Here is a 23,224-nt window from a genome sequence, read left to right as displayed (position 1 = left end):
AAGGTAATCGCTTTCCATGGGAACGGAGTCCACGGGTCGCTGACTCAGGCACGTGCTCACCAGCGCAAAGAATGGAGCGGGTGCGCGGTCAGCCCGTCGCTACCTGCTGAATTTCGGCCGGTCGAGGCGTGAACCACGCCACGAGGACGAGTCCCACCGCTGCACCGACGAGTTGCGCGCCGATGTACCAGGGGGCCGACGCTGGGGCGATTCCCGCAAAGGTATCGCTGAAGATGCGGCCGATCGTGATCGCGGGGTTGGCAAAGCTGGTCGAGCTGGTGAAGAAGTATGCCGCGCCGATGTAAGCGCCAACAGCCCAAGGGATGATCGCTTGGCGATCCGTGCGCGCCAGCAAGAAGATGACCATGATGAGGCCTGCAGTCGCGACTACCTCTGAGATGAATGTCGCTGCAGTGATGCGGTCGGTCGTGCTGATGCTGATGGCGGGGTCGCTGAACATCGTGTTTGCGAGCATTGCCCCGCTGATACAACCCGCTACCTGCGCGGGTATATAGGCTGCTGCATCCGACCAATGCCTCCCGCCAATGACGACGTCGACGATCGAGACAACTGGATTGAAATGCGATCCACTGATGGTCATGAACATCAGGATCAGCGCCGGAAGGCCGAGCGCGGTGGCGATGGCGTTCTCGAAGAGCTGTAGCCCGACATCGCTGGGCGAGAGGCGCTGCGCGGCGATACCGGAGCCGATCACGACGGCGGCAAGCCCCGCCGAGCCGAGAAACTCCGCGACGGTGCGCCGTGTGAGGTTCATTGTGTCGCTCACAGGTTCTGGAGGCTGTCAGCAGCGTCGGCCAGCGCATTGGGCACGAGCGAGTAATACGCCCAGGTGCCCCGTTTTGTGCGGTTGAGTAGGCCGGCATCCACCAGAACCTTCAGATGGTGGGACACTGTCGGCTGGCTGAGACCGACCGGATCGGTGAGATCGCATACGCATGCTTCGCCGCCCTGGGAAGCACCCACGATCGACAACAGGCGAAGGCGGGTGGGGTCGGCGAGTGCTTTGAGCCTGTGCGCGAGCCGCTCGGCGGCGTCGGCGCTGAGCGCGTCGCGCTCGAGCGGGGCTCGGCAGGCATCAGTGGCAGTCACGTCTTTGAGCTCAAGCGAGTGCATTCATCGATGATAGCGAATATTGACAATCATCGATGTGCAGGAGGAAACTAGATATCGATGAACTTCGATATAGGAGCGTACTTTTCATGACTCTCATTGACCTTGGTCGCCCGGTCGCCCAGAAGCGCCGCATCGACACTCTTCCGGTGGCGGTCATCGGCGCCGGCCCCATCGGTTTGGCCGCGGCCGCGAACCTTGCCGAGCGCGGCATCGAATTCACTGTCTTTGAGGCGGGTGACAGTGTCGCCGACAGCGTGCGCAAGTGGGGGCACATTCGATTGTTCTCGCCGTGGCGTCACCTCGTTGACCCCGCTTCTGCTCGCCTGTTGCAGGCGACAGGGTGGTCACACCCCGCCGAGGAGGCGCTACCCAATGGCGCCGAACTTGTTGAAAAGTATCTGATGCCTCTCGCCGCGCTGCCGGTGATCCACGACAACGTGCGCACCGGGGTCGAGGTGCTCGCGGTGAGCCGCGAGGGCATGGATCGCACTCGCACCCGGGGCCGCGCTGCTACCCCGTTCGTGTTGCGCATACGCGACGCGCAGGGCGAGATTACCGACCTGCCCGCGCGAGCAGTCATCGATGCGTCGGGCACCTATCGCACTCCGAACAGTCTGGGTTCGAGCGGACTCGATCCACTCGGGCTCGCGGAGGTCGCCGATCTCGTTTCCCACGCGCTCCCGGATGTGCTCGGCGCTGAGTGCCAACGTTTCGCGGGCCGTCACACCGTCGTTGTCGGCGCCGGGCACTCTGCCGCAAACACCCTCATCAATCTCGCGGCGCTCGCTGAGAAGGTGCCCGGCACGCGTGTCACCTGGGCAATTCGAAACCGCGGCGCCGCGCGCGTGTCAACATCACCTGACGATGAGCTCGCGGCACGCGCGAAGATTGGCGGTCGTGTAGACACGCTCGTTGAGCGTGGCGTGATCGACGTCGTCGATCGGTTCGAAATCGTACGGCTCATGCGTGAAGGCGAGTCGGTGCGCATTGTCGGAAACCGCGGCGGAGAGCTCGCTGACATTGAGGCGGATGTCGTCGTCAATGCGACTGGCTTCCGGCCCAACCTCGACATGCTGCGCGAGATTCGCCTCGAACTCGACGACATTGTGGAGGCGCCCAAGCGTCTGGCTCCGCTGATCGACCCGAACGAGCACAGCTGTGGAACGGTCGAGCCTCACGGATTTGCAGAGCTTCGCCAACCCGAAGACGGTTTCTTCATCGCGGGGATGAAGAGCTACGGCCGTGCTCCGACCTTCCTGCTCGCCACCGGCTACGAGCAGGTGCGCTCGATCGCCGCATGGATCGATGGCGACACGGCATCAGCCACGAAGGTTGAGCTGTCGTTGCCGGCGACTGGTGTGTGCTCAACGGACGGTGGCTCCGCTGGCGGGGGATGCTGCTCCTGAGTCTCGCGTGAGAATCGCATAGACTCTCATCTATGGATGCTGGGATCGACGAACTGCGGCTGCTGGCAGACCCGACGCGTGCTCGGATTCTTCAGTTGGTGCTCTCGAGCGACCAGTCCCGTTCGACCGTGACCGCACTGGCTGGTGCACTCGGCCTGACGCAGCCGACTTTGTCGCATCATGTGCGCGTGCTGCACGACGCTGGACTGCTAGCGCGACTACCCGAAGGGCGACGGGTTTGGTACTCGGTGCCCGACGGTCACGTTGACCTGGTTGCGGCGTTGCTTCCAACGTCAGATTCGGCGGGCGCGACCGACACGCTCGATCGCATCATCGATGATCTTGGCGCCCGGTTCTCGGGCACTTTCAACCGTGACACCGTCGAACGCTACGTGGTGGAGACCGACGCGCTTCTGCAGGCGCAAGGTGTCAGCCGGCAGCGCTCGTCGAAGGTGGCGGGGTTCGCAGCCGACCGGCTGACTGCTCTCGCGCATGAGGGAATGGTCGACGATGCTCGCCCTGAGGTGCTGTTCGTCTGCGTACAGAATGCCGGGCGTTCACAGCTTGCTGCTGCGATTCTGCGCCATCTCGCTGGCGATCGTATTCGCGTCCGAACGGCAGGTTCGGCGCCCGCGGATGCCGTGCGCGGCGTTGTGGTGACGGCTCTCGATGAGATCGGTGTTCCGCTCGGCGGCGAGTTTCCGAAGCCGCTCACTGACGAGGTGGTTCGAGCGGCAGACGTTGTGGTGACCATGGGGTGCGGGGACGCCTGTCCGGTCTATCCCAGCAAGGTGTATCTCGACTGGCCGATTGACGACCCTGCGGGGCTTCCCCTGCCGGCGGTGCGCGTTATTCGTGATGACATTGACGCGCGGGTGCGCGGCCTGCTCGCGACGTTGACATGAACAGTCGGTGAAGCAATCAGCATCCGTTCACAAAAGCATAGATCGTCGTCTATGCTTTAATCATGACTGAATCACCCACCGTTCTCTTCGTTTGTGTCCACAACGCCGGGCGCTCGCAGATGGCTGCCGGCTACATGCAATCGCTCTCTGGCGGTCGCGTCGAGGTGCTCTCGGCGGGCTCGGCACCCAAAGACCAGATCAACCCGATCGCCATCGAAGCGATGGCTGAAGAGGGCATCGACATCGCCAACAACACGCCGAAGATCCTCACGGTGGAAGCTGTGCAGGAATCAGACGTGGTCATCACCATGGGCTGCGGCGACACCTGCCCGATCTTTCCGGGCAAGCGCTATGAAGACTGGGAGCTCGAAGACCCCGCCGGCAAAGACATCGAGACCGTTCGCCGCGTGCGTGACGATATCAAGGCTCGCATCAGCGCTCTGCTCGCCGAGATCCTTCCGGAACCGGCAGTGTCATGACGATCCCGACCAACGGTCGCGGATTGCCCGGTCTGACGTACCCGGAAGCGTTTCTGGGCCGCCTCGCGGTCGAGTTGGGCGAGAAGTACGCCGGTACGTTCAGTGCCGAAACGGTTCAGCGCTACGTGCTCGATTCGTACACGGCGCTGCTTCGCACCTCGAAAGTCAAGGCGCACTTGGCGATTCAGACCAAGCATTTCGTGGGGGAGCGGCTGACCGCTCTGGCTCAAGTCGCCGGTGTCGCACCGCACGACCTGCCCGAAGTTCTTTACATCTGTGAGCAGAACGCCGGTCGCTCCCAGATGGCAGCCGCCATCACGGCACACCTGTCGAACGGGCGCGTGCACGTGCGCTCTGCCGGCTCACTGCCCGCGCACCAGCTCAACCCTGACGTTGTCACTGCGCTCGCCGAAGCGGGGATTCCGCTCGAAGACGCGTATCCGAAGCCGCTGACCGATGATGTGGTGCAGGCCGCAGACGTTGTGGTCACGATGGGTTGTGGCGACGCGTGCCCGATCTATCCAGGCAAGCGCTACGAAGACTGGCAGCTTGCAGACCCCGCTGAGCTAGACCTCGATGGAGTTCGTGGGGTGCGCGACTCGATCATCGAGCACGTCACATCTCTGCTGGGTGAGATCGCGGCAACGCCTGCCGTCTGACCCCTGACCAATACCGAAGAACGGCCCGGTGCGTGATAGCCCGGGCCGTTCTTGCGCGTGGGTCAGGCCTTTAGGAACGCAAGAAGGTGCTCGTTCACTTCAGCACCGTGTGTCCACAGCAGCCCGTGTGGTGCGCCCTCGAGCTCGACATAAGTCGCCTGCGGTAGCAGCTGCTTGAATCGTCGCGCAGTGGCGTCAATCGGCAGAATGTTGTCGGCTGTACCGTGAAGGATCAGTGACGGCACGTTGATCGAAGGAATGTCGTCACGAAAGTCGGTCGGCCAGGTGAGCGGCGCGGCGGCGATCGCCGCATTTCCTGCCTGATTGGCGACCTGCACGCTCGCGTCGACGGCCTCTTGAGAGATTCGCGAGCCGAGATTGTCATCAAGGTTGTAGAAGTCCTTGAAGAACCCTCGCACGAAGGCAAAGCGGTCTTCGCGCACGGTGGTCGCGATGCCATCGAAGAATTCGCGTGGTCCGGCTCCGTCTGGATTGGCTTCGGTCTTCAGCAGAAACGGCTCGAGCGAGCCGAGAAAGGCCGCCTTGGCGACGCGTGAACTGCCGTAACGCGAGAGATAGCGCGCCACTTCGCCGGTGCCCATCGAGAACCCGACGAGCACGGCATCGTTGAGGTCGAGATCTTCGATGAGGGCGTGCAGATCGGCGGCGAACGTGTCGTAGTCGGAACCCGCTGCCGTCTTGGTTGACGCGCCGAAGCCTCGACGGTCGTATGCAATGACTCGATAGCCAGCGTCAAGAAGCATCGCTTGCTGTTTGGCCCACGATTCGCCGTTGAGCGGAAAGCCATGAATCAGCACGACCGGCTGACCTTCGCCCTGGTCGGTGTAATAGATCTCGACATCGACCGAGTTTTCGGTCGCGACAGTGAGGTACGCCATGTTCGCTCCTTATGGCAGGGGTGGGATGCTGCTGCCTAGCTCGACGTTAGGGCGCAGCATCCATCCTCGCCAGAGATTTGCGAACATTCGCGGTCTGTGTTCAGCGACTGTTCACGGGTTTTTGTTCGCGCCCGCTGAAGGTGAGACGGTGAACGTCGTGGGTGCGGCAAAGCCTGCCTCAGCAAACGCATCGGTGACCGCGGAGCTGATTGTTTCGACGTCGGCGCGAGCGACGAGCGCGATTGCCGCCCCGCCGAATCCGCCGCCGGTCATCCGCGCGCCGATCGCGCCGGCGGCGAGAGCAGCATCAACCGCGCGATCAAGCTCTGGAACTGAGATTTCAAAGTCATCACGCATTGACACATGCGAGGCGACCAGCAGTTCGCCGATGGCGTCTGGCCCGACCTCGCGCAGCGCCCGCACGGTGTCGAGCACACGTTGATTTTCGGTGACCACGTGGCGAACACGACGGAAGGTTATGTCGTCCATCAAAGTTTTGGCGCGCGGAAGGTCGCTGACTGTCAGATCTCGCAAGGCGGCAACCCCCATGACGGCTGCTCCCCGTTCGCACGATGTGCGGCGTTCACCGTAACCGCCGGTAGCGTGCGAGTGTTTGACGCCCGTATCGATGACGAGCAGCTCAAGGCCAGCACCAGCAAATCCCAAGTCGACGACCGCGGCATCAAGGGTGCGGCAATCGAGAAAGATCGCAGCGTCGGTGCGGCCAAGCATCGTTGCCATCTGATCCATGATGCCGGTGGGCGCGCCGACGGCGTCGTTCTCGGCCGCGCGGCCCACCTGTGCCAATGCGACGCGGTCGAGGTTGATACCCCAGGTTTCAGCGAGCGCCGATGCGGTGGCACCTTCGATGGCCGCGGATGACGAGAGTCCGGCGCCCACGGGAACATTTGAGCTGAACGCGAGATCGACTCCGGTGACGGTGGAGGCATCAACGCCGGCTGCTTTCAGTAGCGTCCACGCGACACCGAGCGGGTAGCGGGCCCACTCGGCGATCTCTTCGCGCCGGTGGCGAAAAAGCTCGTTGAGCTGGGTCAGTGCGACCTCGACCGGTCTCTCATCGAAGGTGGATGCGACGCGGATCAACCCGTCGTTGCGCGTGGCGACGGCGGCATGAGTGCGGTGCTGAATGGCGAACGGAAGAACGAAACCGTCGTTGTAGTCGGTGTGCTCGCCGATGAGGTTCACCCGGCCGGGCGCAGACCACGTAGGTGCGGCCTCGATGCCGGTGAGCGTCTTGAGCAGCGTCTGAGCTGCTGCTGCCGTGTTGGTTTCAGGCATCACGGGTGTACCTCGGGAATCGATGCGACGGCGTCTCGCAGCTTTGCGGCAGCTGCCTCGGGTGCAACGTCGCCAATCCAGGCGCCCATCGCCGCTTCGCTTCCGGCGAGGAATTTGAGTTTGTCAGCTGCTCGGCGCGGTGATGTCAGCTGCAGGTGCATACGCACCGAGTCGCGTCCACGGTTTACGGGAGCTTGATGCCACGCGGCGATATACGGAGTGGGGGTGTCGTAGAGCGCGTCGATGCCGCGCAGTAGCCGCAGATACAGCGGCGCCAGCTCCGTGCGTTCGGCGTCGCTTGTTTCGGCGAGGTCGGCGACGTGACGGTTTGGCAGCAGGTGCACTTCGAGCGGCCACCGCGCGGCAAAGGGAACGAACGCCGTCCAGTGTTCGCCCGCGATGATGACGCGTTCGGAGCTCTGCTCGAAGTGCAGAATGCGCGAGAAGAGGTCATCGCCTTCGGTGTCGAGTTGACGCAGCAGGTTCGCCGTGCGCGGTGTGATGTAGGGGTACGCATAGATCTGGCCGTGCGGGTGCGGGAGGGTCACGCCGATGGTCTCACCACGATTCTCAAACGGAAAGACCTGCTGCACGCCCGGCAGTGCAGACAGGGCGGCGGTGCGATCGGCCCACGCTTCGATGACAGTGCGCGCACGTGTGACGCTTAGCGTGCCGAACGATCCTTCATGCTCGGGGCTGAAGCAGACCACCTCGCAACGGCCAACCGAGGTGCGGGTGCGGCCGAGCCCGGGAGCATCCAAGTCTGCGAGACTCCGCGGTGCGTTTTCACCTGGTGCAGCATGGCCGTGCGGCGTGGCCAGCGCAGGGCCGAATGAGGGGGACTTGTTCTCGAAGACAGCGACGTCGTATGTCGAGGGAATCTCTGAGGGGTTGGTTGCGGTCTGCGGAGCGAGCGGGTCGAACTCGGCCGGGGGCATGAACGCGCGATTCTGACGTGACGCTGCCACTGAGATCCAGTCACCGGTCAACACATCCCGACGCATCGTTGCTGTCGCGGGTCGTGGATCAAGATCACGCGCGTCGATGCCGCGTTCCATGCCAAGGCTCGTGTGTGGGTCGTCGTAGTAGATCAGGTCGCGACCGTCAGCGAGCAGCGTGGGGCGTTTGACAACGCCAGCGCCCAGGGTTTCGGTGGGCAACGTGGGTGTGTTCACGTCAACATGCTAGCTAGCGCGCATGGTAACGTCAACATGACGAGAGTGCGAAGCGGAGGATGCGGGTGCAGAAGCGAGTCTCAATGGCTGATGTTGCACAGCACGCTGGCGTTTCTGGCCAGACAGTCTCGCGAGTGGTCAACAACAGTCCACGGGTTGATCCTGCGACGCGCGCTCGGGTCGAACAAGCCATGGCAACGTTGGGCTACCGACCGCACCGCGCGGCACGCGCGTTGCGCACCGGGCGCACCCACACCATTGGGCTTGTCGTGTCGACGCTGGCGACGGTCGGAAACTCGCGAATGCTGCAGGCGGTTGCCGACGCTGCGGCATCACGAGGGTTTGCTCTTACCGTGGTCACGCTTGGGTACAGCGACGACATTTCGTTGGCGTTTGAGCGCCTTGTCGAGCAGGGGGTCGATGGGGCCATCGTCTTGAACGAGGCAACCGCGGCGGCGCGTGGTGCGCGAATTCCCTTAGGACTGCGTCTGGTCGTGGTCGACTCTCTGCCCGATGACCGTTTCGTGAGTGTGCAGACCGATCATGCCGGCGGAGCACGATCTGCCGTCGAGCATCTTCTTCAGCTTGGCTATGAGACGGTGTGGCACGTCGCGGGCCCTCGCGGTTCGTTTGCGGCCGAACAGCGCGAGAACGCGTGGCGTGAGACGCTCGCGTCGGCCGGCGCGCGGGTTCCTCAGGTGTTGCGGGGTGATTGGTCGGCGGCGTCGGGCGCTGCGGCTGGCGTGCAGTTGGCTGAGTCGGGCGCGACTGCGGCGTTCTGCGCCAACGACCAGATGGCTTTGGGCGTTCTGCGTGCGCTCGCTGAAGCGGGGCGAAGGGTGCCTGACGAAGTCGCTGTCGTGGGGTTTGATGATGTCGACGATGCCGCCCAGTATCGCCCGCCACTGACGACCGTGCGACAGGATTTCGATGTTCTCGGCGAGCGAGCCGTGGCGATGTTGGTGCACGCTATCGACGGCGGTGAGTCCGATCACGACGAGCGGGTGGCCACGACGCTGGTCGTTCGGCAGAGCACCCGTGTCGTGGACTACGACGCGCGGTGAGCGGCCCAGCGGGCGGCGCGTGCGATCAGAGCCCGCAGTTCGGGCGATTCGTATGCGCCCGCATCATGGCCGAGTGCCGAGACCACCGCGCGGGTCGGGTTTTCTTTCGTCCACACGAGCGGATGGGCAACGCCGTCAAGAGAGTGCTCGGCCAGCACCTGAACCTCGCTGGTGAGCACGAGCCCCGAATACATCTCGTCGTGAAGAGTGAAATCCTCGACACCGGCCGTGATCGGATGGCCGGTATCGATGACGCGCACGGCCGAGTGGGCGATCGGCGGATGCCACGACACTCCTGGCTCCCATGAGCCGCCGATTGCATCGAGCCAGGCGGGATAGTCGCGAAGCGAAGAGACTGAGGTGTGGACTGCCAGAACACCGATGCCTCGTCGGATCGCTTCAGTCAGGCCTGTGTCAGCAGCCTCGATCGTCGCGGCAGGAACCCGGGCAAGGCTCTCGGGAACGTTGCGGGACGGGTCGCCAGCGTTGACAACCAAAAGGTTCGCGTTCCTCAGTTCGGCGAGCGCGTGATCAGGGTCGGTAACTGCCGTGATCTGCCAGCCGTCGGCCTCCAAGATGCTGGCTAATGCTGCCGATGTTTCGTCGAAAGGATGCCACGGGTCGCTGTAGCGACCGCTTCCGGTGGCGATCACGGCGAGGGGCGGGTTTTCTCTGTCAGCATCCATCGCTACCATTGTGCACTGGATAACGCTTTCCTGCGTACCCGCGGCAACTCGAGGAGGATGTCTGTATGGCACACACCGTTGTGATCGCTCCCGACTCGTTCAAGGGCACAATCGCTGCCGCCGACGCCGCAGCCGCGATTGCTCGTGGATGGCGCGCAGTCGCACCTCACGACGTTGTGCACCTCATGCCGATGGCAGATGGCGGCGAAGGCACCGTGGATGCGTTCGAGGCTGCGGTGGCCGGAGCACGCCGAATTCCGGTATCGGTGATCGGCCCTGAAAACACGGCAGTGCTCACCTCATGGCTGCTGCTCCCGCCATCAGCCGACGCCCCGCAGGGAACGGGAGTGGTCGAACTCGCGTCGACGAGCGGAATTGAGCTGTTGGGCACACCCCCCAGATTGCGCGCACTCGACGCTCATACGCGCGGGTTTGGCGAGGCGATTGCGGCAGCACTTGCCCATGGCGTCTCGCGGCTGGTCTTAGGCATCGGTTCGAGTGCGTCGACCGACGGCGGGGCGGGCATGCTCGCGGCGCTCGGCGCGCGACTGTTGGATGCTGACGGTGAAGACATCGTCGATGGTGGGCGCGGGCTTGCTGACGTCGCGGAGGTGGATCTCACCGGAATGGCTGCTCTGCCGCCCGGCGGAGTGCACGTGCTGACCGATGTCACCAATCCGCTCCTCGGCGTTCGTGGCGCCGCGGCCGTGTTTGGTCCGCAGAAGGGCGCGAGCGTTGCCGAGATCGCTGAGTTGGATGGGTCGCTTGCGCGATTCGCCGCGATCATTGACCCGGTGGTCAGCGGCAGTGATGCTCGTCAGCCGAATGGCGGCGTAGAGCTTGCCGCACTGTCCGGTGCGGGCGCGGCGGGCGGCACTGGTTTTGCTCTTCTGCTGTGGGGTGCGCGCCTCGCCCCCGGCTCTGACGCGGTCGCTGAGCTCCTTGGGCTGCGTGAGGCAGTCGCCTCGTCGACTGCTGTCATCACGGGCGAAGGGTCGTTTGACGGTCAGTCGGCTGCGGGCAAGGTTCCCGCTCACGTATCGGCAATTGCCGCCGCCGAGTCGGTGCCGGTTGCACTAGTTGCTGGCCGCATCACCGCCGATGCCGACACCTCAGCGTTCGCCGCCTCGGTCTCGCTTACGGAGCTCGCCGGTTCGGCTGAGGCAGCCATGAGCGACTCAACGCATTGGCTCGTTGAAGCGGGCGCCGCGCTCGCGCGCGCACTCGCGTAGCTGAGGACTCGACCCGGCGAAGGAGCTGGCCCGGAGCTTTCCGCCGAAGACACCGCGAGAGAAGTCGAGACCAGTGTGCTTGGCGACCGGGCGGCGCGTGTTAGCGTGTGGCGCGTTCGGGAGTGCTGCCGCGCACGATCACTTCAAGCTCGAGCGGTGCGGTTGAAGCATCCCACTCGTCATCGACCACTGCGTGCAACAGGCGATAGCCCAGTTCCTCCAGAGGCACACGAACGGTCGTGAGCCCTGGCCGGATGTCTCGTCCAGTGGCAATGTCGTCGAAACCGGCGACGGCAATATCAGTGCCGACAGAACGCCCGGCGTCACGGATGGCTGACATCACCCCGATCGCGACGACGTCGCTGATGCCGAAGACCAGTGTGCCTTCGGCGACACCGTCGGCGAGCAGCTCGGCCGCGGCGGTGTAGCCGGCATCGCGTGTGAAACCACCGCGGACAATCGTGCGGATCGTGCCGAGACCGTTCGCAGTGAAGCCCTCGGTGAAGCCGGTGATGCGGTCATCGGAGGTTCGAATACCTTCAGCGGCACCGATGATGATTGCCTCACGGTATCCGCGTTCTGCGAGCGCGAGACCGAGCGATGAGGTACCGGCGCGGTTGTCGAGCGGCACGGAGCGCACGTCTGCTGAGGAGCGGCCGAGGGTCACGACTCGCCCGCCACCCGCTGTGAAGGAATCAAGCTCAGCGTTCAATCCAGCAGCATCGGTCTGGTCGGTGCGGGACGCGGCGAGGATGAGGCCGCGCGGACGTTGCCCGCGAAGAGCGCGAACGAGTTTCATCTCTCGCTGGGCGTCTCGCTCAGTGATCGCAATCGTGACCACGAGTCCTACCTCGTCAGCGCCACGCGCGACGCCGGAGGCGATCTGACCGAAGTAAGGGTCGGCGATGTCGGCCACCAGCAGTGCGACGATCGCGGCCGTGCCACGCGCCGTGGCCTGCGCAGAGAGATTGGCGGTGTAGCCCAGCTTCGCGGCTGCGGATTCGACTCGCTCGCGGTAGCTTTCGGCGACCTTGCGGGCAGACCCGTTGAGCACCCGCGATGCCGTGGCCAGCGACACACCGGCCTCGCGAGCCACATCGTTCAGGGTCGCAGCGCTGCGCGCCAGCGGGTTCATGTCGCTCACACGGCTGAGTCTAGGCGCTCGCGCTCGGCTCCGCCGTGTGGATAGCAAGCGTTTTCCTACTTCGGTCCCGCAACTATTCTGCGGAGTGGGTTGCCAGATATGGCGACACCGCTGCAGCGAACGCAGCGGCGGTGCGCTCCACTGCGATGAGCGGATCGGTGTCCCAAATCTCCTTGTTGAAGATCTCGACTTCGATATCGCGGCTATAGCCGGTGGCGACGACCGCTCGTGTGATCGACTCGAAGTCGATCACACCGTCTCCGGGATAGTGACGACTGAGGAGCACATCGGCGGGCAGCGGAGTCTTCCAGTCACAGACCTGGTAAGTCGCGATGCGTCCTTCACGACCGGCGCGGGCGATCGAGTCGAGCACATCAGGGTCCCAGAAGATGTGGAAGGTATCCACGGTTGTCCCGACGACAGCTGGGTCGAAGTCGCTTGCGATGTCGAGTGCCTGGCCCAATGTCGACACGACGCACCGGTCGCTGGCGAACATGGGATGCAGCGGCTCGATAGCCAGCGTCACTCCGGCCGCTGCTGCATGCGGGGCGAGTTCACCAATCGCATCGCGAACACGCTCGCGGGCACCGACGAGGTCGCGCGAACCCTCGGGCAACCCCCCAGCGACGAGCACGAGGATCGCGGTAGAGCCGTCTGCACCCGCCTCTGCCAGCGTCGCGGCCTCTTCGATCGCGACGAGGTTGTCAGCGATCGATGCGCGGCGCTGTGGGCCCTCGGGCATGGTGAAAAATCCCGAGCGGCAGTGGGTCGTGAAGCGAAGCCCCGAGTCTGTGAGCATCGATGCGGCCGCAGCGAGGCCGACTTCTTGCACCGGCTCGCGCCACAGTCCGATCGCTTCGACCCCCGCTTCTACGGTCACGTGCAGCGCGGTCTTCAGATCGGCGTACTTGATCGTGGCTTGGTTGATTGACAGACGCGGGTCGATCACGACAACACTCCTGACACGTCGATTCCGTTGATGCGCAACATGCCGTGCCAGCGAATAGAGGCCAGCTCAGGTCGCTCAAGAGAGTGCGAGGCATTGGCAAGCTCGATGATCCGCGACAGGTGCGGCAGAGCACGCGCTGAGTGCAAGCCGCCGATCATCTGAAACGCCGGCTGGTGGCCGTTAAGCCACGCCATGAATGCCACGCCAGTCTTGTAGTAGAACGTCGGCGCGGCAAAAATCTGGCGGCTGAGTTGTTCGGTTGGGCCGAGAATCTCGAGGTATCGCGCGGAATCGCCGGCGTCCAGCGCTTGAATTGCTGCCGACGCCGACGTGGTCAGAGCCGCGAAAGCGCCCAGAAGCGCGTCGGAGTGCTGTCGAGGCGAGGCGGCGTCACGCGGCGGCTGAGACGCGTCGGGAACATCTTTTCCGCCGATGAGTCCGACATAGTTGAAGTCGTCGCCGGTGAACATGCGCACGCCGTCGGGCAAGCGCTCACGCACCGAAACCTCAGATGACGCGTCGAGCAAGCTCATCTTGACGCCAGCGATCTTGTCGACGTTCTCAGCGATGATCTCAAGCAGAACGTCGGCGGCGGTGCGCCAATCAGCTGAGCCGAAGTATCCTTCGAGCGTCGGGTCGAATGCGGTGCCGAGCCAGTGCAACACCACCGGAACTGTGGCTGCCTGAAGAACCTCGCGATAGACGCGACGGTAGTCCTCCGCGGACTGCGCGGCACGCGCAAGGTGGCGAGACGCCATGAGCACCGGACCGGCGCCCTGCTCTTCGGTGAAGTGCAATTGCGACTTGTATGCGTCGATCACCTGTTCGATTGAGATGTGCTCGTCATCGATGTGGTCAGTGTTCACACCAACCACGACCGAGCCCCCCTCCTCGCGCGCGACCTGTGCGGAACGTGAGATAAGTTCGCGGGTTGCCGCTGCATCCAATCCCATGTTCCGCTGGGCTGTATCCATCGCGTCGGCTACGCCGAGTCCCCACGCGTATGCATGGCGTCGGAACGCAAGCGTCGCGTCCCAATCCACATCGGCGGGTTGGCCGGGGGTGTTATCGGCTGCGATCTTGGGAACAACGTGCGCCGCTGCGTAAGCAATGCGACTGCGCAGCGGGCCGGTGGGCTTGGTGTAGTCGGGAGCTTCGGCGAGCGCGACCGTTGATACGGCGCCAGCGTCTGAGAGAAGGGTGAGGCTAGTCATGGATTGCGAATCAGCCGAGGTTGAGTTCGGCCAGCTCGACCTTGCGGCCCTCGCGACTCGATTGCAAGCCAGCTTCGGCGAGCATCACGCCGCGGGCGCCTGCGAGCAGGTCGAACTCGTACTCAGTTCCTTCGACGTAGGAAGTCAAGAACTCTTCCCACTGCTGACGAAAGCCATTCTGGAAGACGTCGTTGGTGGGCACTTCAGCCCAGTCGTCATCGTAGTTGTGGCTGTCGGCGAGGTCGGGGTTCCACACCGGCTTGGGTGTCGCGTTACGGTGTTGGATCTTCGCACCGAACAGCCCGACAACGGCGGAACCGTGGGTGCCATCGACATGGAACTCGACGAGTTCGTCGCGGTTCACACGCACCGTCCACGATGAGTTGATCTGAGCAACCGCGCCGCCTGCTAGTTCGAAAATGCCGTAGGCAGCGTCTTCGGCGGTAGCGGCGTAGGGCTCATCGTTTTCGTCCCACCGTGTGGGGATATGAGTGGAGGCCTGCGCATAAACGGTCTCGACTTTGCCGAAGAGGTTCTCAAGCACATAGTTCCAGTGCGGGAACATGTCGACGATGATGCCACCCCCGTCTTCAGCGCGGTAGTTCCAGCTCGGGCGTTGCGCGGGCTGCCAGTCGCCTTCGAAAACCCAGTAGCCAAACTCGCCGCGTACCGAGAGGATGCGGCCAAAGAATCCGGAGTCGATGAGTCGCTTGAGCTTCTGCAGGCCCGGCAGGTACAGCTTGTCGTGAACGACGCCAGTCTTGACTCCTGCCTCGCGGGCGAGGCGAGCCAGCTCGAGCGATTCTTCAACCGACTCAGCCGTGGGCTTCTCGGTGTAGATCGTCTTCCCAGCGGCGATCGCCTTGCGAAGTGCGGTGGCACGCGCTTTCGTGACGAGAAAGTCTGCGTAGATCTCCCACCGGGGGTCGGCCAGGGCCGCGTCAAGATCAGTGGTGTAGTCCTCGATGTCGTGCTTCGCGGCCAATTCAGCGAGCTTTGCTTCGCTGCGGCCGACGAGGATCGGCTTCACCGTGACCTTCGAGCCGTCGGGCATTTCGATGCCACCCTGGTCGCGGATCGCAAGGATCGAACGCACCAGGTGCTGACGGTAGCCCATGCGGCCAGAGACACCGTTCATGATGATGCCGATTTCGCGCACCTGCGGGCGAGCGGTGGGTGCTGAGGCGACAGTCGTATCGGTCACGCCGGTCCTGCTTTCTGTGTCGGATTCATCGCGGTGGTGACACCGCAATGGGTAAACGCTTTCCGCCAGTAAACCATGAAATCGGACTGGTGCGCAAGCGCTTACCGAGTACGAGTGGTGGCGAGCCATGGACTGTCTCTCGACCAGATGCGTCCGCCATCACTGCTGGGGGACAGCGATGGCGGACGCGGCGGGAGGGGTCTGGGGCCAGCACTCACACGACAAAGGGGTATTCCTGCCGAATGCCGGTTTTGGATGCATTCGCAGAGAAATTCACCGGTTTCAGAAAAAGTTTCATTCAGCTGCATCCGAATCGACCCGTCAGCGGGAAACAACAAGCAACGACGCAAGCATCGCGTCGTCATCTACGAGGAGGAAAAAATGCGTAAGACAGCAGCAGGTATCGCAGTCGGCCTTGTCGCCGCACTCGGCCTCGCCCTACCGGCATCCGCCATCTCCGAAACCACCGCAGATCTTTCGGTACTGCATGGAATCCCTGATACCCCGGTCGACGTGTATGTAAACGGCGAACTGACGCTCGACGACTTTCAGCCCGGCGATCTTGCGGGACCCCTTGACCTTCCCGCGGGAGACTATGAGGTTGCGCTTACGGCAACCGACGCTGTCGACGACAGCTCTCCGGTTCTCGGGCCTGTCACCCTCAGTCTTGAAGCCAATATGAGCTACACCGCTGTGGCGCATTTGAGCGAAAGCGGCGACCCAGCGGTCACAGCGTTCGAGAATGATCTTGCGGCAACCGCAGCTGGCGAAGGTCGACTGACCGTGCGCCACGTTGCTGCCGCACCGGCAGTGGACATTCTGGCCGGTGACACGGCAGTCATCACCGGACTGACCAACCCGAACGAGTCATCGCTTGATCTCGCCGCGGGCACAGTATCGGCTGCCGTCGCGCTTGAAGGAACCACCGATCCGGTCATCGGCCCGGCAGACGTCGTTGTCGATGAGGGTGCGCTGACCGTTGTGTACGCGTGGGGAAGCGCTGAAGACGGCAACCTAGACCTCGCGGTTCAGACAGTCGATGGCCTGCACTCCAGCCCAGACGGTGTGCCATCTGGCTCCGCTGGCTACCTCGCGCAGCGTGATGCACAGCAATCCGGACTCTTGATTGCTGGTGGACTTGCGCTCGTTTTGGCTATGGCCGTGTCGGCGCTGATGGTCGCACGTCGCCAGAAGGCAAGCGAGCGCGCATGATCTCTGACACACCGCGAGAGCGACGCACCGCACATCGAAGCTGGCTCGCCACTTCGACGGTCACGCTCGCTCTCGCGGTGTGCCTCACTGCATGCGAAACCCCAGCACCCGACGTTCCGCAGGCGGCTCCAGAGGCCACCCAAACTCCTGTCGTCGCCCGTACTACGGCCGTGGATGTGCCGGTGACATCAAGCAAACCGGCTGCCATCGCCGAGGTGGTGGCGCCGGTCACAGTGAGTATTGCCGAAATCGGTGTGAACATGCCGATCGTGCCGGTGGGGGTCGACACGAGTTCGCAGATGGAGCTTCCAGAAGACCCATCGGTCGCGGGGTGGTACAGGTTTGGACCGGATGCTGAGCTCGAAGCCGGGAACATGGTGCTCTCAGCACACGTCGATTCACCGCAGTATCCGATTGGGCCGCTCGCAGAACTGCGCGATCTCAACGACGGTGCGAGCGTGTTGGTCACAGACGATTCCGGGGCGTCGCGGGAGTACATTGTCGCGTCGGTCACGTACTATCCGAAGACAGAGCTTCCTGTTGACGAGATTTTCGCTCGCGAGGGCGAGCCGGCGCTTGTGATCATCACATGCGGCGGTCCATTCGATTCGTCAACCGGACGCTACCGCGACAACGTTGTCGCCGTCGCGGTGCCAGCATGACGTGGAACAAAGATGACTGACACAGACCAGCCGAACGAAGAAAGCGCACTCGCCTCAAGATTCAGCGCCGGCGATGAACGCGCCCTCGAAGAGGTATACCGACGTTGGTCCCCGGTGGTCTTCACTCTCGCGCTTCGTTCCCTGGGCGATCGCGGTGATGCCGAAGATGTCACGCAGCGCACATTTGTGTCAGCGTGGACTTCTCGACAGTCGTTCGATGCGCGCAAAGCCAAGCTGTCGACATGGCTGGTGGTGATAGCTCGGCGTCGAATTGCTGACGCCCATGAGTCACGCGCGCGAGTGAGGAGCGTGCAACAGGAGGTCATGCGCATCACCAGACCAGACGACCTCATTGGTGAACCGCCAGACTTAGCTGAGTCCATTCTCGTCGCGAACGAAATCGATCAACTCGAGTCCGCCGCCCGGCAGGTTGTTCGTCTCGCATTTTTCGACGATCTCACCCACGCTCAAATATCGCAGCGGCTCGATATGCCGCTCGGAACGGTGAAGAGTCACATCCGAAGAAGCTTGAACCGAATGCGCGAACGATTGGAGGTCACGAATGTCGCATCTTGACCCGGAACAGCTTGCTCTGCTCGCGCTTGGCGAGCCTGCGGCCTCAGTGACCGACTGTGCTCATCTGTCGTCGTGTGAGCCGTGCCGAACTGAGCTGGGAGAACTATCCCGGGCAGTGGGGGTAGCGCGCGCCACCGTTGCCGATGAGAAGCTTGAGGCTCCGCCCGCCCGTGTCTGGAGCGCCATCGCAGGCGAGCTCGACCTGAAAACGAGCCATGCCTCGGTCGCGCCAGAGACGAGGGCGACTCTTGAGGCGAACCCGCCTGAGCACGAGAACGCACCCGACGAACAGGCGCAGCCGCCCGCGCACAGGTCGCGGTCACTTCGGGCAACCGTGTGGGCTCTCGCCGCATCGCTCGTGGTGATCGGTGGTATCGGAATCGGTGCGCTCGCCGTTTCGACAAACGTACCCACCTCAATTGCGCAGGCCGTTCTGGAGCCCTTTCCTGATCATCCGGGCGCCACCGGAATGGCCGATGTTGAAGAGGACAGCGACGGTGTGAGGCGCCTGATCGTGAGCGTGGGCGACGAAGTCGCGCCCGACACCTACCGTGAGGTCTGGTTGATCAGGAATGATGCTGCTGCGCTGGTCAGCCTCGGCGTGCTTGAGGGCGAGACTGGCTCGTTCGTCATTCCTGAGGGGCTTGATCTCGTTGAGTACAGCCTCGTCGATGTGTCAGTCGAACCCCTCGATGGCGACCCCGCCCACTCGGGGGACTCCATCGTTCGCGGCGAGCTCTCTCGCACATAGTGTCAGCAGAACGAATCTACTCATCGTCCGGGCGTATCGTGCCCGCTTGAGTGGCGTGCAGATGGGCGTAGCGGCCGGCAGCCGCGAGAAGGGCGTCGTGCGTGCCCTGTTCCACGATTTGGCCGTGTTCAAGGACGACGATCCGGTCGGCCTTACGGATGGTCGACAGACGGTGTGCCACGACGAGGGTTGTGCGTCCTTGCATGAGTCGGGTGAGCGCGTCTTTTACGAGCGCCTCGGACTCTGGGTCGAGCGCGCTCGTGGCTTCATCAAGCAACAGAATGCGTGGATCGCGCACCAGGGCGCGCGCAATGGCGAGGCGTTGGCGCTGGCCGCCTGACAAACGCGCGCCTCGTTCGCCGACGATCGTGTCCCACCCGTGCGGTTGCGCGTCGACGAATTCGATAGCGTTTGCGTCTCGGAGCGCTGTGCGCAGCTGCTCATCGGTCGCCGTCTCGAGCCCGTAGGCGATGTTGTCTCGAATGGTGCCCTCGAACATGACGGACTCCTGCGGGACGACTGACACATGCTGGCGCACAAGGCGCAGGTCGAGAGTCTGCATATCGACCCCATCGAGCAGTATGCGCCCGCTTGTCGGTCTCACGAACCCCAGTACCAGGTTCAGCAGTGTGGACTTTCCAGACCCGGATGAGCCCACGAACGCCACTGTTTCACCGGCGCGGACGTTGAGGCTGACGTCACGGATCGCATCTGAGTCGCTTCCATCGAAGCGGTGGCTAACGTACTCGAGCTCAAGGTCGCCGACAACCGAAGTTATGGCGGCTCGCCCAGCATTCTGCTCCAGGTCGGGGTCTTGGAGCACCTCAGAGATGGAGCGCATCGATTCCATGCCGCGCGCGCCGACGGGAATGAGAATAAGCAGCGATGTCAGACCCTGGGTGAGCAATGCGAAGTATGCCGCGAGCAGCACCACCTCACCCGGCGTGATCGGTACGAAGCCTGTGAGTGAGAATGTCGCAGCAAGGACGAGGCATCCGAGCCCCAGAATCTGCATCGCGACCCATGACACTGACGCGACCCGACCATTGAGCATGTCGAGGCGGAAGCCAGCACGGCGAACACCGTCGGCACCGTCGGCGACGCGAGAGATCGCGGTGCTTTCGAGCCCGTGTGCACGTGTCACCGGAATGAGCGACGCCATCTCGCCCACGCGAGCGGCAAATCCTTCCACTTCGCGACGGAAGACTTCGTTGCGTGCGCGCGACGGACGACTGAGCGCCCAGCGCAGGGCCAGCGCTGTGGGTACGACCAGGGCGTATACCGGCAAGAATTCCGGCACCATGATCGCCGTCATACCGACGGCGCCGCCCAAGACCATGATCGATGACAGCAAGGGCTGGGTGAGCTGTTGCAACATGAGCTCGATGTTCTCGACATCGCGAACGACCTTGGTCTGCACGATCGACGAGCTGACACGGGAGTGATAGCCGATCGACAGGCTCTGCAGGTGAGAAGCCAGTGCATTGCGCAGATCTGCGCCAGTGGTGCGCACAACGCTCATGAATTGCCGCGTGTACAACAGGTGGTTCGGGTAGTTCTGCAGCACGAGCACGGCCGCCAATGCGAACCACAGCAGCACATCGCGCACTGATCCGTCGGTGGCGACGATGTCGATGATCTCGGCCGTGACAACGGGAAGAAACCACAGTGGCACTTCTTTCAGCGCGAAGGCGAGCAGCGCGATCGAAATGCGCCACGGGTGCCGCATGAGCAGACGCATCACGGAGCGTGCGGGCTTGGTGCCTTCAACAACCCGGATCGTGCCGGTAAGCGCTTTCTCGGTCATTCCGCCATCGTAGCGATCACAACGGCGGTCCGCTTGCCGTTATGAGTCGCCGAGAGCAGCAGCCACTACGGCGCGGGCTTCTTCTTGCACTTGTGCGAGATGCTCCGGTCCGCGAAGCGACTCCGCGTACAGCTTGTAAACGTCTTCGGTTCCCGAGGGGCGCGCGGCGAACCATGCATGCTCGGTCTGCACTTTGAGCCCACCGATCGCGGCGCCATTGCCAGGCGCGTGCGAGAGCTTCGCAGTGATCGGTTCGCCCGCGAGCTCTGTGGCGGTAACAGCCTCAGGCGACAGCTTGCCGAGGGTCGCTTTCTGAGCGGGGGATGCTGCTGCATCCACTCGCTGATAGGCCGACGCACCGAAGTCAGCTTCAAGCTCGGTGTAGCGCTGCGATGGTGTCTTGCCGGTGACCGCCAGGATCTCCGCGGCGAGCAGACACAGCAGTAGTCCGTCTTTGTCAGTGGTCCAGACCGAACCGTCGAACCGCAGGAACGAGGCGCCCGCTGACTCTTCACCGCCGAACGCGACGGAACCGTCAAGCAGCCCGGGGACGAACCACTTGAATCCGACAGGAACCTCGAGCAGCGTGCGCCCGAGTGATTCGGCGACGCGGTCGATGATCATCGACGAGACGAGCGTCTTGCCCACGGCCGCGCCCTGCGGCCAGCTTGGCCGATGCGAGAACAAGTAGTCGATTGCTACCGCGAGAAAGTGGTTCGGGTTCATCAGCCCGGCGTCGGGCGTGACGATGCCGTGGCGGTCGGCATCGGCATCGTTGCCGGTCAGAATGTCGTACTCGTTGCGCTTTTGCACAAGCGAGGCCATAGCGTTGGGGGAGGACGGATCCATGCGGATCTTCTCGTCCCAGTCGAGCGTCATGAAGCGCCACGTCGGGTCAACGTCGGGGTTCACCACCGTGAGATCTATGTCATAGACCTCCGCGATAAGCGCCCAGTACTCCACCGAGGCACCGCCCAGAGGATCGGCACCGATTCGCACACCCGCTGACTTGATGGCGGGCATGTCGATGATGTTTGCGAGGTCGCGAACGTAGGCATCGCGAAAGTCGTACTCGCCAAGAGTGTCTTCGTTGATGTCTTTGTGCAGCGTGCGCTGCACGCCCTCAAGGTTCGCTTCAATAAGCGCGTTCGCGCGATCGGCAATCCATCCGGTGGCGTCGGTGTCAGCAGGGCCGCCATGCGGGGGGTTGTATTTGAAACCGCCGTCACGCGGGGGGTTGTGGCTCGGCGTCACGACGATGCCGTCGGCGCGGCCGGGGTCGGCGGCATCCCGACCCTTGTTGTACGCGAGAATGGCGTGACTCAACGCCGGAGTCGGCACCCACGCGTCGCGCGAATCGACCCGCACATCAACTCCGTTTGCCACCAGCACCTCGATTGCGCTGCGCTCGGCAGGAAGCGAAAGGCCGTGCGTGTCGCGGCCCAGAAATAGCGGGCCTTCGATGCCCTGGCCTCGTCGGTAGTCGACGATCGCCTGGGTCGTGGCGAGGATGTGCACCTCGTTGAAACTTGCGAGCAATGACGAGCCGCGGTGGCCGCTCGTGCCAAATGCCACGCGTTGCGCGGCGATGCTCGGGTCAGGTTTTACGTCGTAGTAGGCGGAGATGACCTCGTCGATATCGATGAGGTCGGATGCTTCGGCTGGCTGTCCTGCGCGGCTCATGAGAACAGTCTGCCTGTGCCGAGGCCAATCTGTCTCGTTCGTGTCGACTTCACACGCGGTTCACTGCTGAAACTGATCGTGATCGCTGGAAAAATGCGCGCGCGGCTAGGCTGAACCTCGTGACTTTCGAGCCAGAAGCCCCCGCCCGCCGCACCTATAGCTTTCTGGGACCGGCCGGCACCTTCACCGAGGCAGCGCTTGCGCAGGTGACTGAGGCTCGCGGCCAAGGGTGGCGACCAGTGCACAACGTTGGCGAAGCGCTCGCCGACGTAGTATCAGGTCGCTCGCATGCGGCAGTTATCGCGATCGAGAACTCGGTAGACGGCGGGGTCTCGACCGCTCAAGACGCACTCGCCACCATGCCCGGTCTGCGCATCATCGGCGAGTATTTGGTACCGGTCGAATTCGTGTTGGTGGGGCGACCTGGCGCGAGACTTGAAGACGTCTCGTTGATCTCGGCGCATCCCGTCGCCTACGCGCAGTGCCTGCAATGGCTCTCGGCGACGCTCCCCGCCCACGCTCATGTTCCGGCAGCCAGCAACGTTGCCAGTGCGATGGGAATGCTCGAAGGAACGAGCGATGCAGACGCCGCGATCTCGCCCCCCGGCATTCTTGAGCACCACGAACTTGAGCTTCTCGCATCGAAGATCGGCAACAACGCCGACGCCGTGACTCGTTTCGTGTTGGTGGGGCGCACGGTCGCGCCACCGAGCCCAACCGGCGCTGACAAGACGTCGCTTATCGTCGAACTGCCCGAAGATCATCCGGGCGCCCTGCTAGAAATGCTCGAGCAGTTTGCAACTCGCGGAATCAACCTGAGCTTGCTCGCTTCGCGCCCGATCGGTGACGCACTCGGACGCTACCGATTCGTGATCGATGCCGATGGACACATTGCCGACGAGCGTATGGCCGATGCTCTGCTGGGACTGAGGCGATTTAGCCCGAAGGTCATTTTCTTAGGCTCATACCCCCGCGCTGACCACGCGGTCGTGCACTACCCCGAGCGCTACTCGAACGATGTGTTTGCCGAGGCCCGCGACTGGCTGCGCGCGCTTATCAGCGGAGAACCCGAGGCCTGACCTCG

23 protein-coding genes are annotated in these 23,224 nt (G+C 63.2%); 11 read left to right on the top strand and 12 right to left on the bottom strand.

Annotated elements, in window-relative coordinates; translation table 11 throughout:
- Positions 1-88: 88 nt before the first annotated feature.
- Entirely contained in the window at positions 89-775 is a 687-nt protein-coding gene (locus tag AB0O81_RS12255) for an MIP/aquaporin family protein (RefSeq protein WP_363584826.1), read from the bottom strand.
- An 8-nt stretch (positions 776-783) separates the two neighbouring features.
- Complete coding sequence (locus tag AB0O81_RS12250) at positions 784-1,134, bottom strand: metalloregulator ArsR/SmtB family transcription factor (RefSeq protein ID WP_363584646.1); 351 nt, start codon at positions 1,132-1,134, stop codon at positions 784-786.
- 86 nt (positions 1,135-1,220) lie between these two features.
- Here AB0O81_RS12250 and AB0O81_RS12245 point away from each other — a divergent pair, with 86 nt between their 5' ends.
- The 4 genes from AB0O81_RS12245 to AB0O81_RS12230 all read left to right on the top strand — a co-directional run bounded on the left by AB0O81_RS12245 (position 1,221) and on the right by AB0O81_RS12230 (position 4,583).
- On the top strand, positions 1,221-2,540 hold the full coding sequence (locus AB0O81_RS12245) for an FAD-dependent oxidoreductase (RefSeq protein ID WP_363584644.1): 1,320 nt from the start codon (positions 1,221-1,223) through the stop codon (positions 2,538-2,540).
- 32 nt (positions 2,541-2,572) lie between these two features.
- A complete protein-coding gene (locus AB0O81_RS12240; RefSeq protein WP_363584642.1) occupies positions 2,573-3,445 on the top strand; it encodes a metalloregulator ArsR/SmtB family transcription factor in 873 nt (290 codons plus the stop codon).
- Positions 3,446-3,507: 62 nt separating this feature from the next.
- Positions 3,508-3,924, top strand: a complete 417-nt coding sequence (locus AB0O81_RS12235; RefSeq protein ID WP_363584640.1) for an arsenate reductase ArsC — start codon at positions 3,508-3,510, stop codon at positions 3,922-3,924.
- On the top strand, positions 3,921-4,583 hold the full coding sequence (locus tag AB0O81_RS12230; protein ID WP_363584638.1) for an arsenate reductase ArsC: 663 nt from the start codon (positions 3,921-3,923) through the stop codon (positions 4,581-4,583). The genes AB0O81_RS12235 and AB0O81_RS12230 overlap by 4 nt, the downstream gene beginning before the upstream one ends.
- Positions 4,584-4,645: 62 nt before the next feature.
- On the opposite strand, the gene AB0O81_RS12225 is transcribed toward AB0O81_RS12230, so the two are convergent.
- The 3 genes from AB0O81_RS12225 to galT form a co-directional block, all read right to left on the bottom strand.
- Positions 4,646-5,482 carry an alpha/beta hydrolase gene (locus AB0O81_RS12225; RefSeq protein ID WP_363584636.1) on the bottom strand — a complete coding sequence of 279 codons (837 nt, stop codon included), beginning with the start codon at positions 5,480-5,482 and terminating at the stop codon, positions 4,646-4,648.
- 111 nt (positions 5,483-5,593) lie between these two features.
- Positions 5,594-6,781, bottom strand: coding sequence for a galactokinase (galK, locus tag AB0O81_RS12220; protein ID WP_363584634.1), 1,188 nt, complete (start codon positions 6,779-6,781; stop codon positions 5,594-5,596).
- Positions 6,781-7,956 carry a galactose-1-phosphate uridylyltransferase gene (galT, locus tag AB0O81_RS12215; protein WP_363584632.1) on the bottom strand — a complete coding sequence of 392 codons (1,176 nt, stop codon included), beginning with the start codon at positions 7,954-7,956 and terminating at the stop codon, positions 6,781-6,783. Before galT ends, galK begins: the two co-directional genes overlap by 1 nt.
- Before the next feature lie 83 nt (positions 7,957-8,039).
- Here galT and AB0O81_RS12210 point away from each other — a divergent pair, with 83 nt between their 5' ends.
- Positions 8,040-9,020, top strand: coding sequence for a LacI family DNA-binding transcriptional regulator (locus tag AB0O81_RS12210; RefSeq protein WP_363584630.1), 981 nt, complete (start codon positions 8,040-8,042; stop codon positions 9,018-9,020).
- Here AB0O81_RS12210 and AB0O81_RS12205 read toward each other — a convergent pair.
- Complete coding sequence (locus AB0O81_RS12205) at positions 9,005-9,706, bottom strand: ThuA domain-containing protein (RefSeq protein WP_363584628.1); 702 nt, start codon at positions 9,704-9,706, stop codon at positions 9,005-9,007. The genes AB0O81_RS12210 and AB0O81_RS12205 overlap by 16 nt on opposite strands.
- A gap of 65 nt (positions 9,707-9,771) precedes the next feature.
- On the opposite strand from AB0O81_RS12205, the gene AB0O81_RS12200 reads away from it, so the two are divergent.
- On the top strand, positions 9,772-10,938 hold the full coding sequence (locus AB0O81_RS12200; protein ID WP_363584626.1) for a glycerate kinase: 1,167 nt from the start codon (positions 9,772-9,774) through the stop codon (positions 10,936-10,938).
- A gap of 100 nt (positions 10,939-11,038) precedes the next feature.
- Here the strand turns inward: AB0O81_RS12200 and AB0O81_RS12195 are convergent, their stop codons facing one another.
- From AB0O81_RS12195 to AB0O81_RS12180, 4 genes are all read right to left on the bottom strand, one after another.
- The gene (locus AB0O81_RS12195) at positions 11,039-12,073 is read right to left on the bottom strand and encodes a LacI family DNA-binding transcriptional regulator (RefSeq protein WP_363584824.1); all 1,035 of its coding nucleotides are present in this window, start codon (positions 12,071-12,073) and stop codon (positions 11,039-11,041) included.
- Between the two features lie 82 nt (positions 12,074-12,155).
- Positions 12,156-13,031, bottom strand: coding sequence for a sugar phosphate isomerase/epimerase family protein (locus tag AB0O81_RS12190; protein WP_363584624.1), 876 nt, complete (start codon positions 13,029-13,031; stop codon positions 12,156-12,158).
- Positions 13,028-14,245, bottom strand: coding sequence for a dihydrodipicolinate synthase family protein (locus AB0O81_RS12185; protein WP_363584622.1), 1,218 nt, complete (start codon positions 14,243-14,245; stop codon positions 13,028-13,030). Before AB0O81_RS12185 ends, AB0O81_RS12190 begins: the two co-directional genes overlap by 4 nt.
- A 10-nt stretch (positions 14,246-14,255) precedes the next feature.
- Positions 14,256-15,383, bottom strand: a complete 1,128-nt coding sequence (locus AB0O81_RS12180) for a Gfo/Idh/MocA family oxidoreductase (RefSeq protein ID WP_363584822.1) — start codon at positions 15,381-15,383, stop codon at positions 14,256-14,258.
- A gap of 447 nt (positions 15,384-15,830) precedes the next feature.
- Here AB0O81_RS12180 and AB0O81_RS12175 point away from each other — a divergent pair, with 447 nt between their 5' ends.
- Genes AB0O81_RS12175 through AB0O81_RS12160 form a run of 4 tightly spaced genes read left to right on the top strand, consistent with a single transcriptional unit; the run spans position 15,831 to position 18,650 of the window.
- Entirely contained in the window at positions 15,831-16,661 is an 831-nt protein-coding gene (locus tag AB0O81_RS12175; protein WP_363584620.1) for a DUF4397 domain-containing protein, read from the top strand.
- Positions 16,658-17,323 carry a sortase gene (locus AB0O81_RS12170; RefSeq protein ID WP_363584618.1) on the top strand — a complete coding sequence of 222 codons (666 nt, stop codon included), beginning with the start codon at positions 16,658-16,660 and terminating at the stop codon, positions 17,321-17,323. Before AB0O81_RS12175 ends, AB0O81_RS12170 begins: the two co-directional genes overlap by 4 nt.
- Before the next feature lie 12 nt (positions 17,324-17,335).
- Entirely contained in the window at positions 17,336-17,899 is a 564-nt protein-coding gene (locus AB0O81_RS12165) for a sigma-70 family RNA polymerase sigma factor (protein WP_363584616.1), read from the top strand.
- The gene (locus tag AB0O81_RS12160; protein ID WP_363584614.1) at positions 17,886-18,650 is read left to right on the top strand and encodes an anti-sigma factor; all 765 of its coding nucleotides are present in this window, start codon (positions 17,886-17,888) and stop codon (positions 18,648-18,650) included. Before AB0O81_RS12165 ends, AB0O81_RS12160 begins: the two co-directional genes overlap by 14 nt.
- A 16-nt stretch (positions 18,651-18,666) precedes the next feature.
- Here the strand turns inward: AB0O81_RS12160 and AB0O81_RS12155 are convergent, their stop codons facing one another.
- The gene (locus AB0O81_RS12155; protein WP_363584612.1) at positions 18,667-20,457 is read right to left on the bottom strand and encodes an ABC transporter ATP-binding protein; all 1,791 of its coding nucleotides are present in this window, start codon (positions 20,455-20,457) and stop codon (positions 18,667-18,669) included.
- Between the two features lie 39 nt (positions 20,458-20,496).
- Positions 20,497-22,140 carry a phosphoglucomutase (alpha-D-glucose-1,6-bisphosphate-dependent) gene (gene pgm / locus AB0O81_RS12150; protein ID WP_363584610.1) on the bottom strand — a complete coding sequence of 548 codons (1,644 nt, stop codon included), beginning with the start codon at positions 22,138-22,140 and terminating at the stop codon, positions 20,497-20,499.
- Between the two features lie 119 nt (positions 22,141-22,259).
- On the opposite strand from pgm, the gene pheA reads away from it, so the two are divergent.
- Positions 22,260-23,219 (top strand): prephenate dehydratase, encoded by a 960-nt coding sequence (gene pheA, locus AB0O81_RS12145; protein ID WP_363584608.1) that lies wholly within the window; start codon positions 22,260-22,262, stop codon positions 23,217-23,219.
- The last annotated feature ends 5 nt before the right edge of the window (positions 23,220-23,224 follow it).

The organism is Microbacterium sp. NPDC076911 (assembly GCF_040687125.1).
Classification (GTDB): domain Bacteria; phylum Actinomycetota; class Actinomycetes; order Actinomycetales; family Microbacteriaceae; genus Microbacterium.
Note: the sequence above shows the minus strand (reverse complement) of the source record. Positions and strands in the feature narration are given on the sequence as shown.

What these genes read in the sequence shown, in the direction of transcription:
- AB0O81_RS12255 (WP_363584826.1), bottom strand. Translation starts at nt 775, where the DNA reads ATGAACCTCACACGGCGCACCGTCGCGGAGTTTCTCGGCTCGGCGGGG.
- AB0O81_RS12250 (WP_363584646.1), bottom strand. Translation starts at nt 1,134, where the DNA reads ATGCACTCGCTTGAGCTCAAAGACGTGACTGCCACTGATGCCTGCCGA.
- AB0O81_RS12245 (WP_363584644.1), top strand. Translation starts at nt 1,221, where the DNA reads ATGACTCTCATTGACCTTGGTCGCCCGGTCGCCCAGAAGCGCCGCATC.
- AB0O81_RS12240 (WP_363584642.1), top strand. Translation starts at nt 2,573, where the DNA reads ATGGATGCTGGGATCGACGAACTGCGGCTGCTGGCAGACCCGACGCGT.
- AB0O81_RS12235 (WP_363584640.1), top strand. Translation starts at nt 3,508, where the DNA reads ATGACTGAATCACCCACCGTTCTCTTCGTTTGTGTCCACAACGCCGGG.
- AB0O81_RS12230 (WP_363584638.1), top strand. Translation starts at nt 3,921, where the DNA reads ATGACGATCCCGACCAACGGTCGCGGATTGCCCGGTCTGACGTACCCG.
- AB0O81_RS12225 (WP_363584636.1), bottom strand. Translation starts at nt 5,482, where the DNA reads ATGGCGTACCTCACTGTCGCGACCGAAAACTCGGTCGATGTCGAGATC.
- galK (WP_363584634.1), bottom strand. Translation starts at nt 6,781, where the DNA reads ATGCCTGAAACCAACACGGCAGCAGCAGCTCAGACGCTGCTCAAGACG.
- AB0O81_RS12210 (WP_363584630.1), top strand. Translation starts at nt 8,040, where the DNA reads ATGGCTGATGTTGCACAGCACGCTGGCGTTTCTGGCCAGACAGTCTCG.
- AB0O81_RS12205 (WP_363584628.1), bottom strand. Translation starts at nt 9,706, where the DNA reads ATGGATGCTGACAGAGAAAACCCGCCCCTCGCCGTGATCGCCACCGGA.
- AB0O81_RS12200 (WP_363584626.1), top strand. Translation starts at nt 9,772, where the DNA reads ATGGCACACACCGTTGTGATCGCTCCCGACTCGTTCAAGGGCACAATC.
- AB0O81_RS12195 (WP_363584824.1), bottom strand. Translation starts at nt 12,073, where the DNA reads ATGAACCCGCTGGCGCGCAGCGCTGCGACCCTGAACGATGTGGCTCGC.
- AB0O81_RS12185 (WP_363584622.1), bottom strand. Translation starts at nt 14,245, where the DNA reads ATGACTAGCCTCACCCTTCTCTCAGACGCTGGCGCCGTATCAACGGTC.
- AB0O81_RS12180 (WP_363584822.1), bottom strand. Translation starts at nt 15,383, where the DNA reads ATGAACGGTGTCTCTGGCCGCATGGGCTACCGTCAGCACCTGGTGCGT.
- AB0O81_RS12175 (WP_363584620.1), top strand. Translation starts at nt 15,831, where the DNA reads ATGCGTAAGACAGCAGCAGGTATCGCAGTCGGCCTTGTCGCCGCACTC.
- AB0O81_RS12170 (WP_363584618.1), top strand. Translation starts at nt 16,658, where the DNA reads ATGATCTCTGACACACCGCGAGAGCGACGCACCGCACATCGAAGCTGG.
- AB0O81_RS12165 (WP_363584616.1), top strand. Translation starts at nt 17,336, where the DNA reads ATGACTGACACAGACCAGCCGAACGAAGAAAGCGCACTCGCCTCAAGA.
- AB0O81_RS12160 (WP_363584614.1), top strand. Translation starts at nt 17,886, where the DNA reads ATGTCGCATCTTGACCCGGAACAGCTTGCTCTGCTCGCGCTTGGCGAG.
- AB0O81_RS12155 (WP_363584612.1), bottom strand. Translation starts at nt 20,457, where the DNA reads ATGACCGAGAAAGCGCTTACCGGCACGATCCGGGTTGTTGAAGGCACC.
- pgm (WP_363584610.1), bottom strand. Translation starts at nt 22,140, where the DNA reads ATGAGCCGCGCAGGACAGCCAGCCGAAGCATCCGACCTCATCGATATC.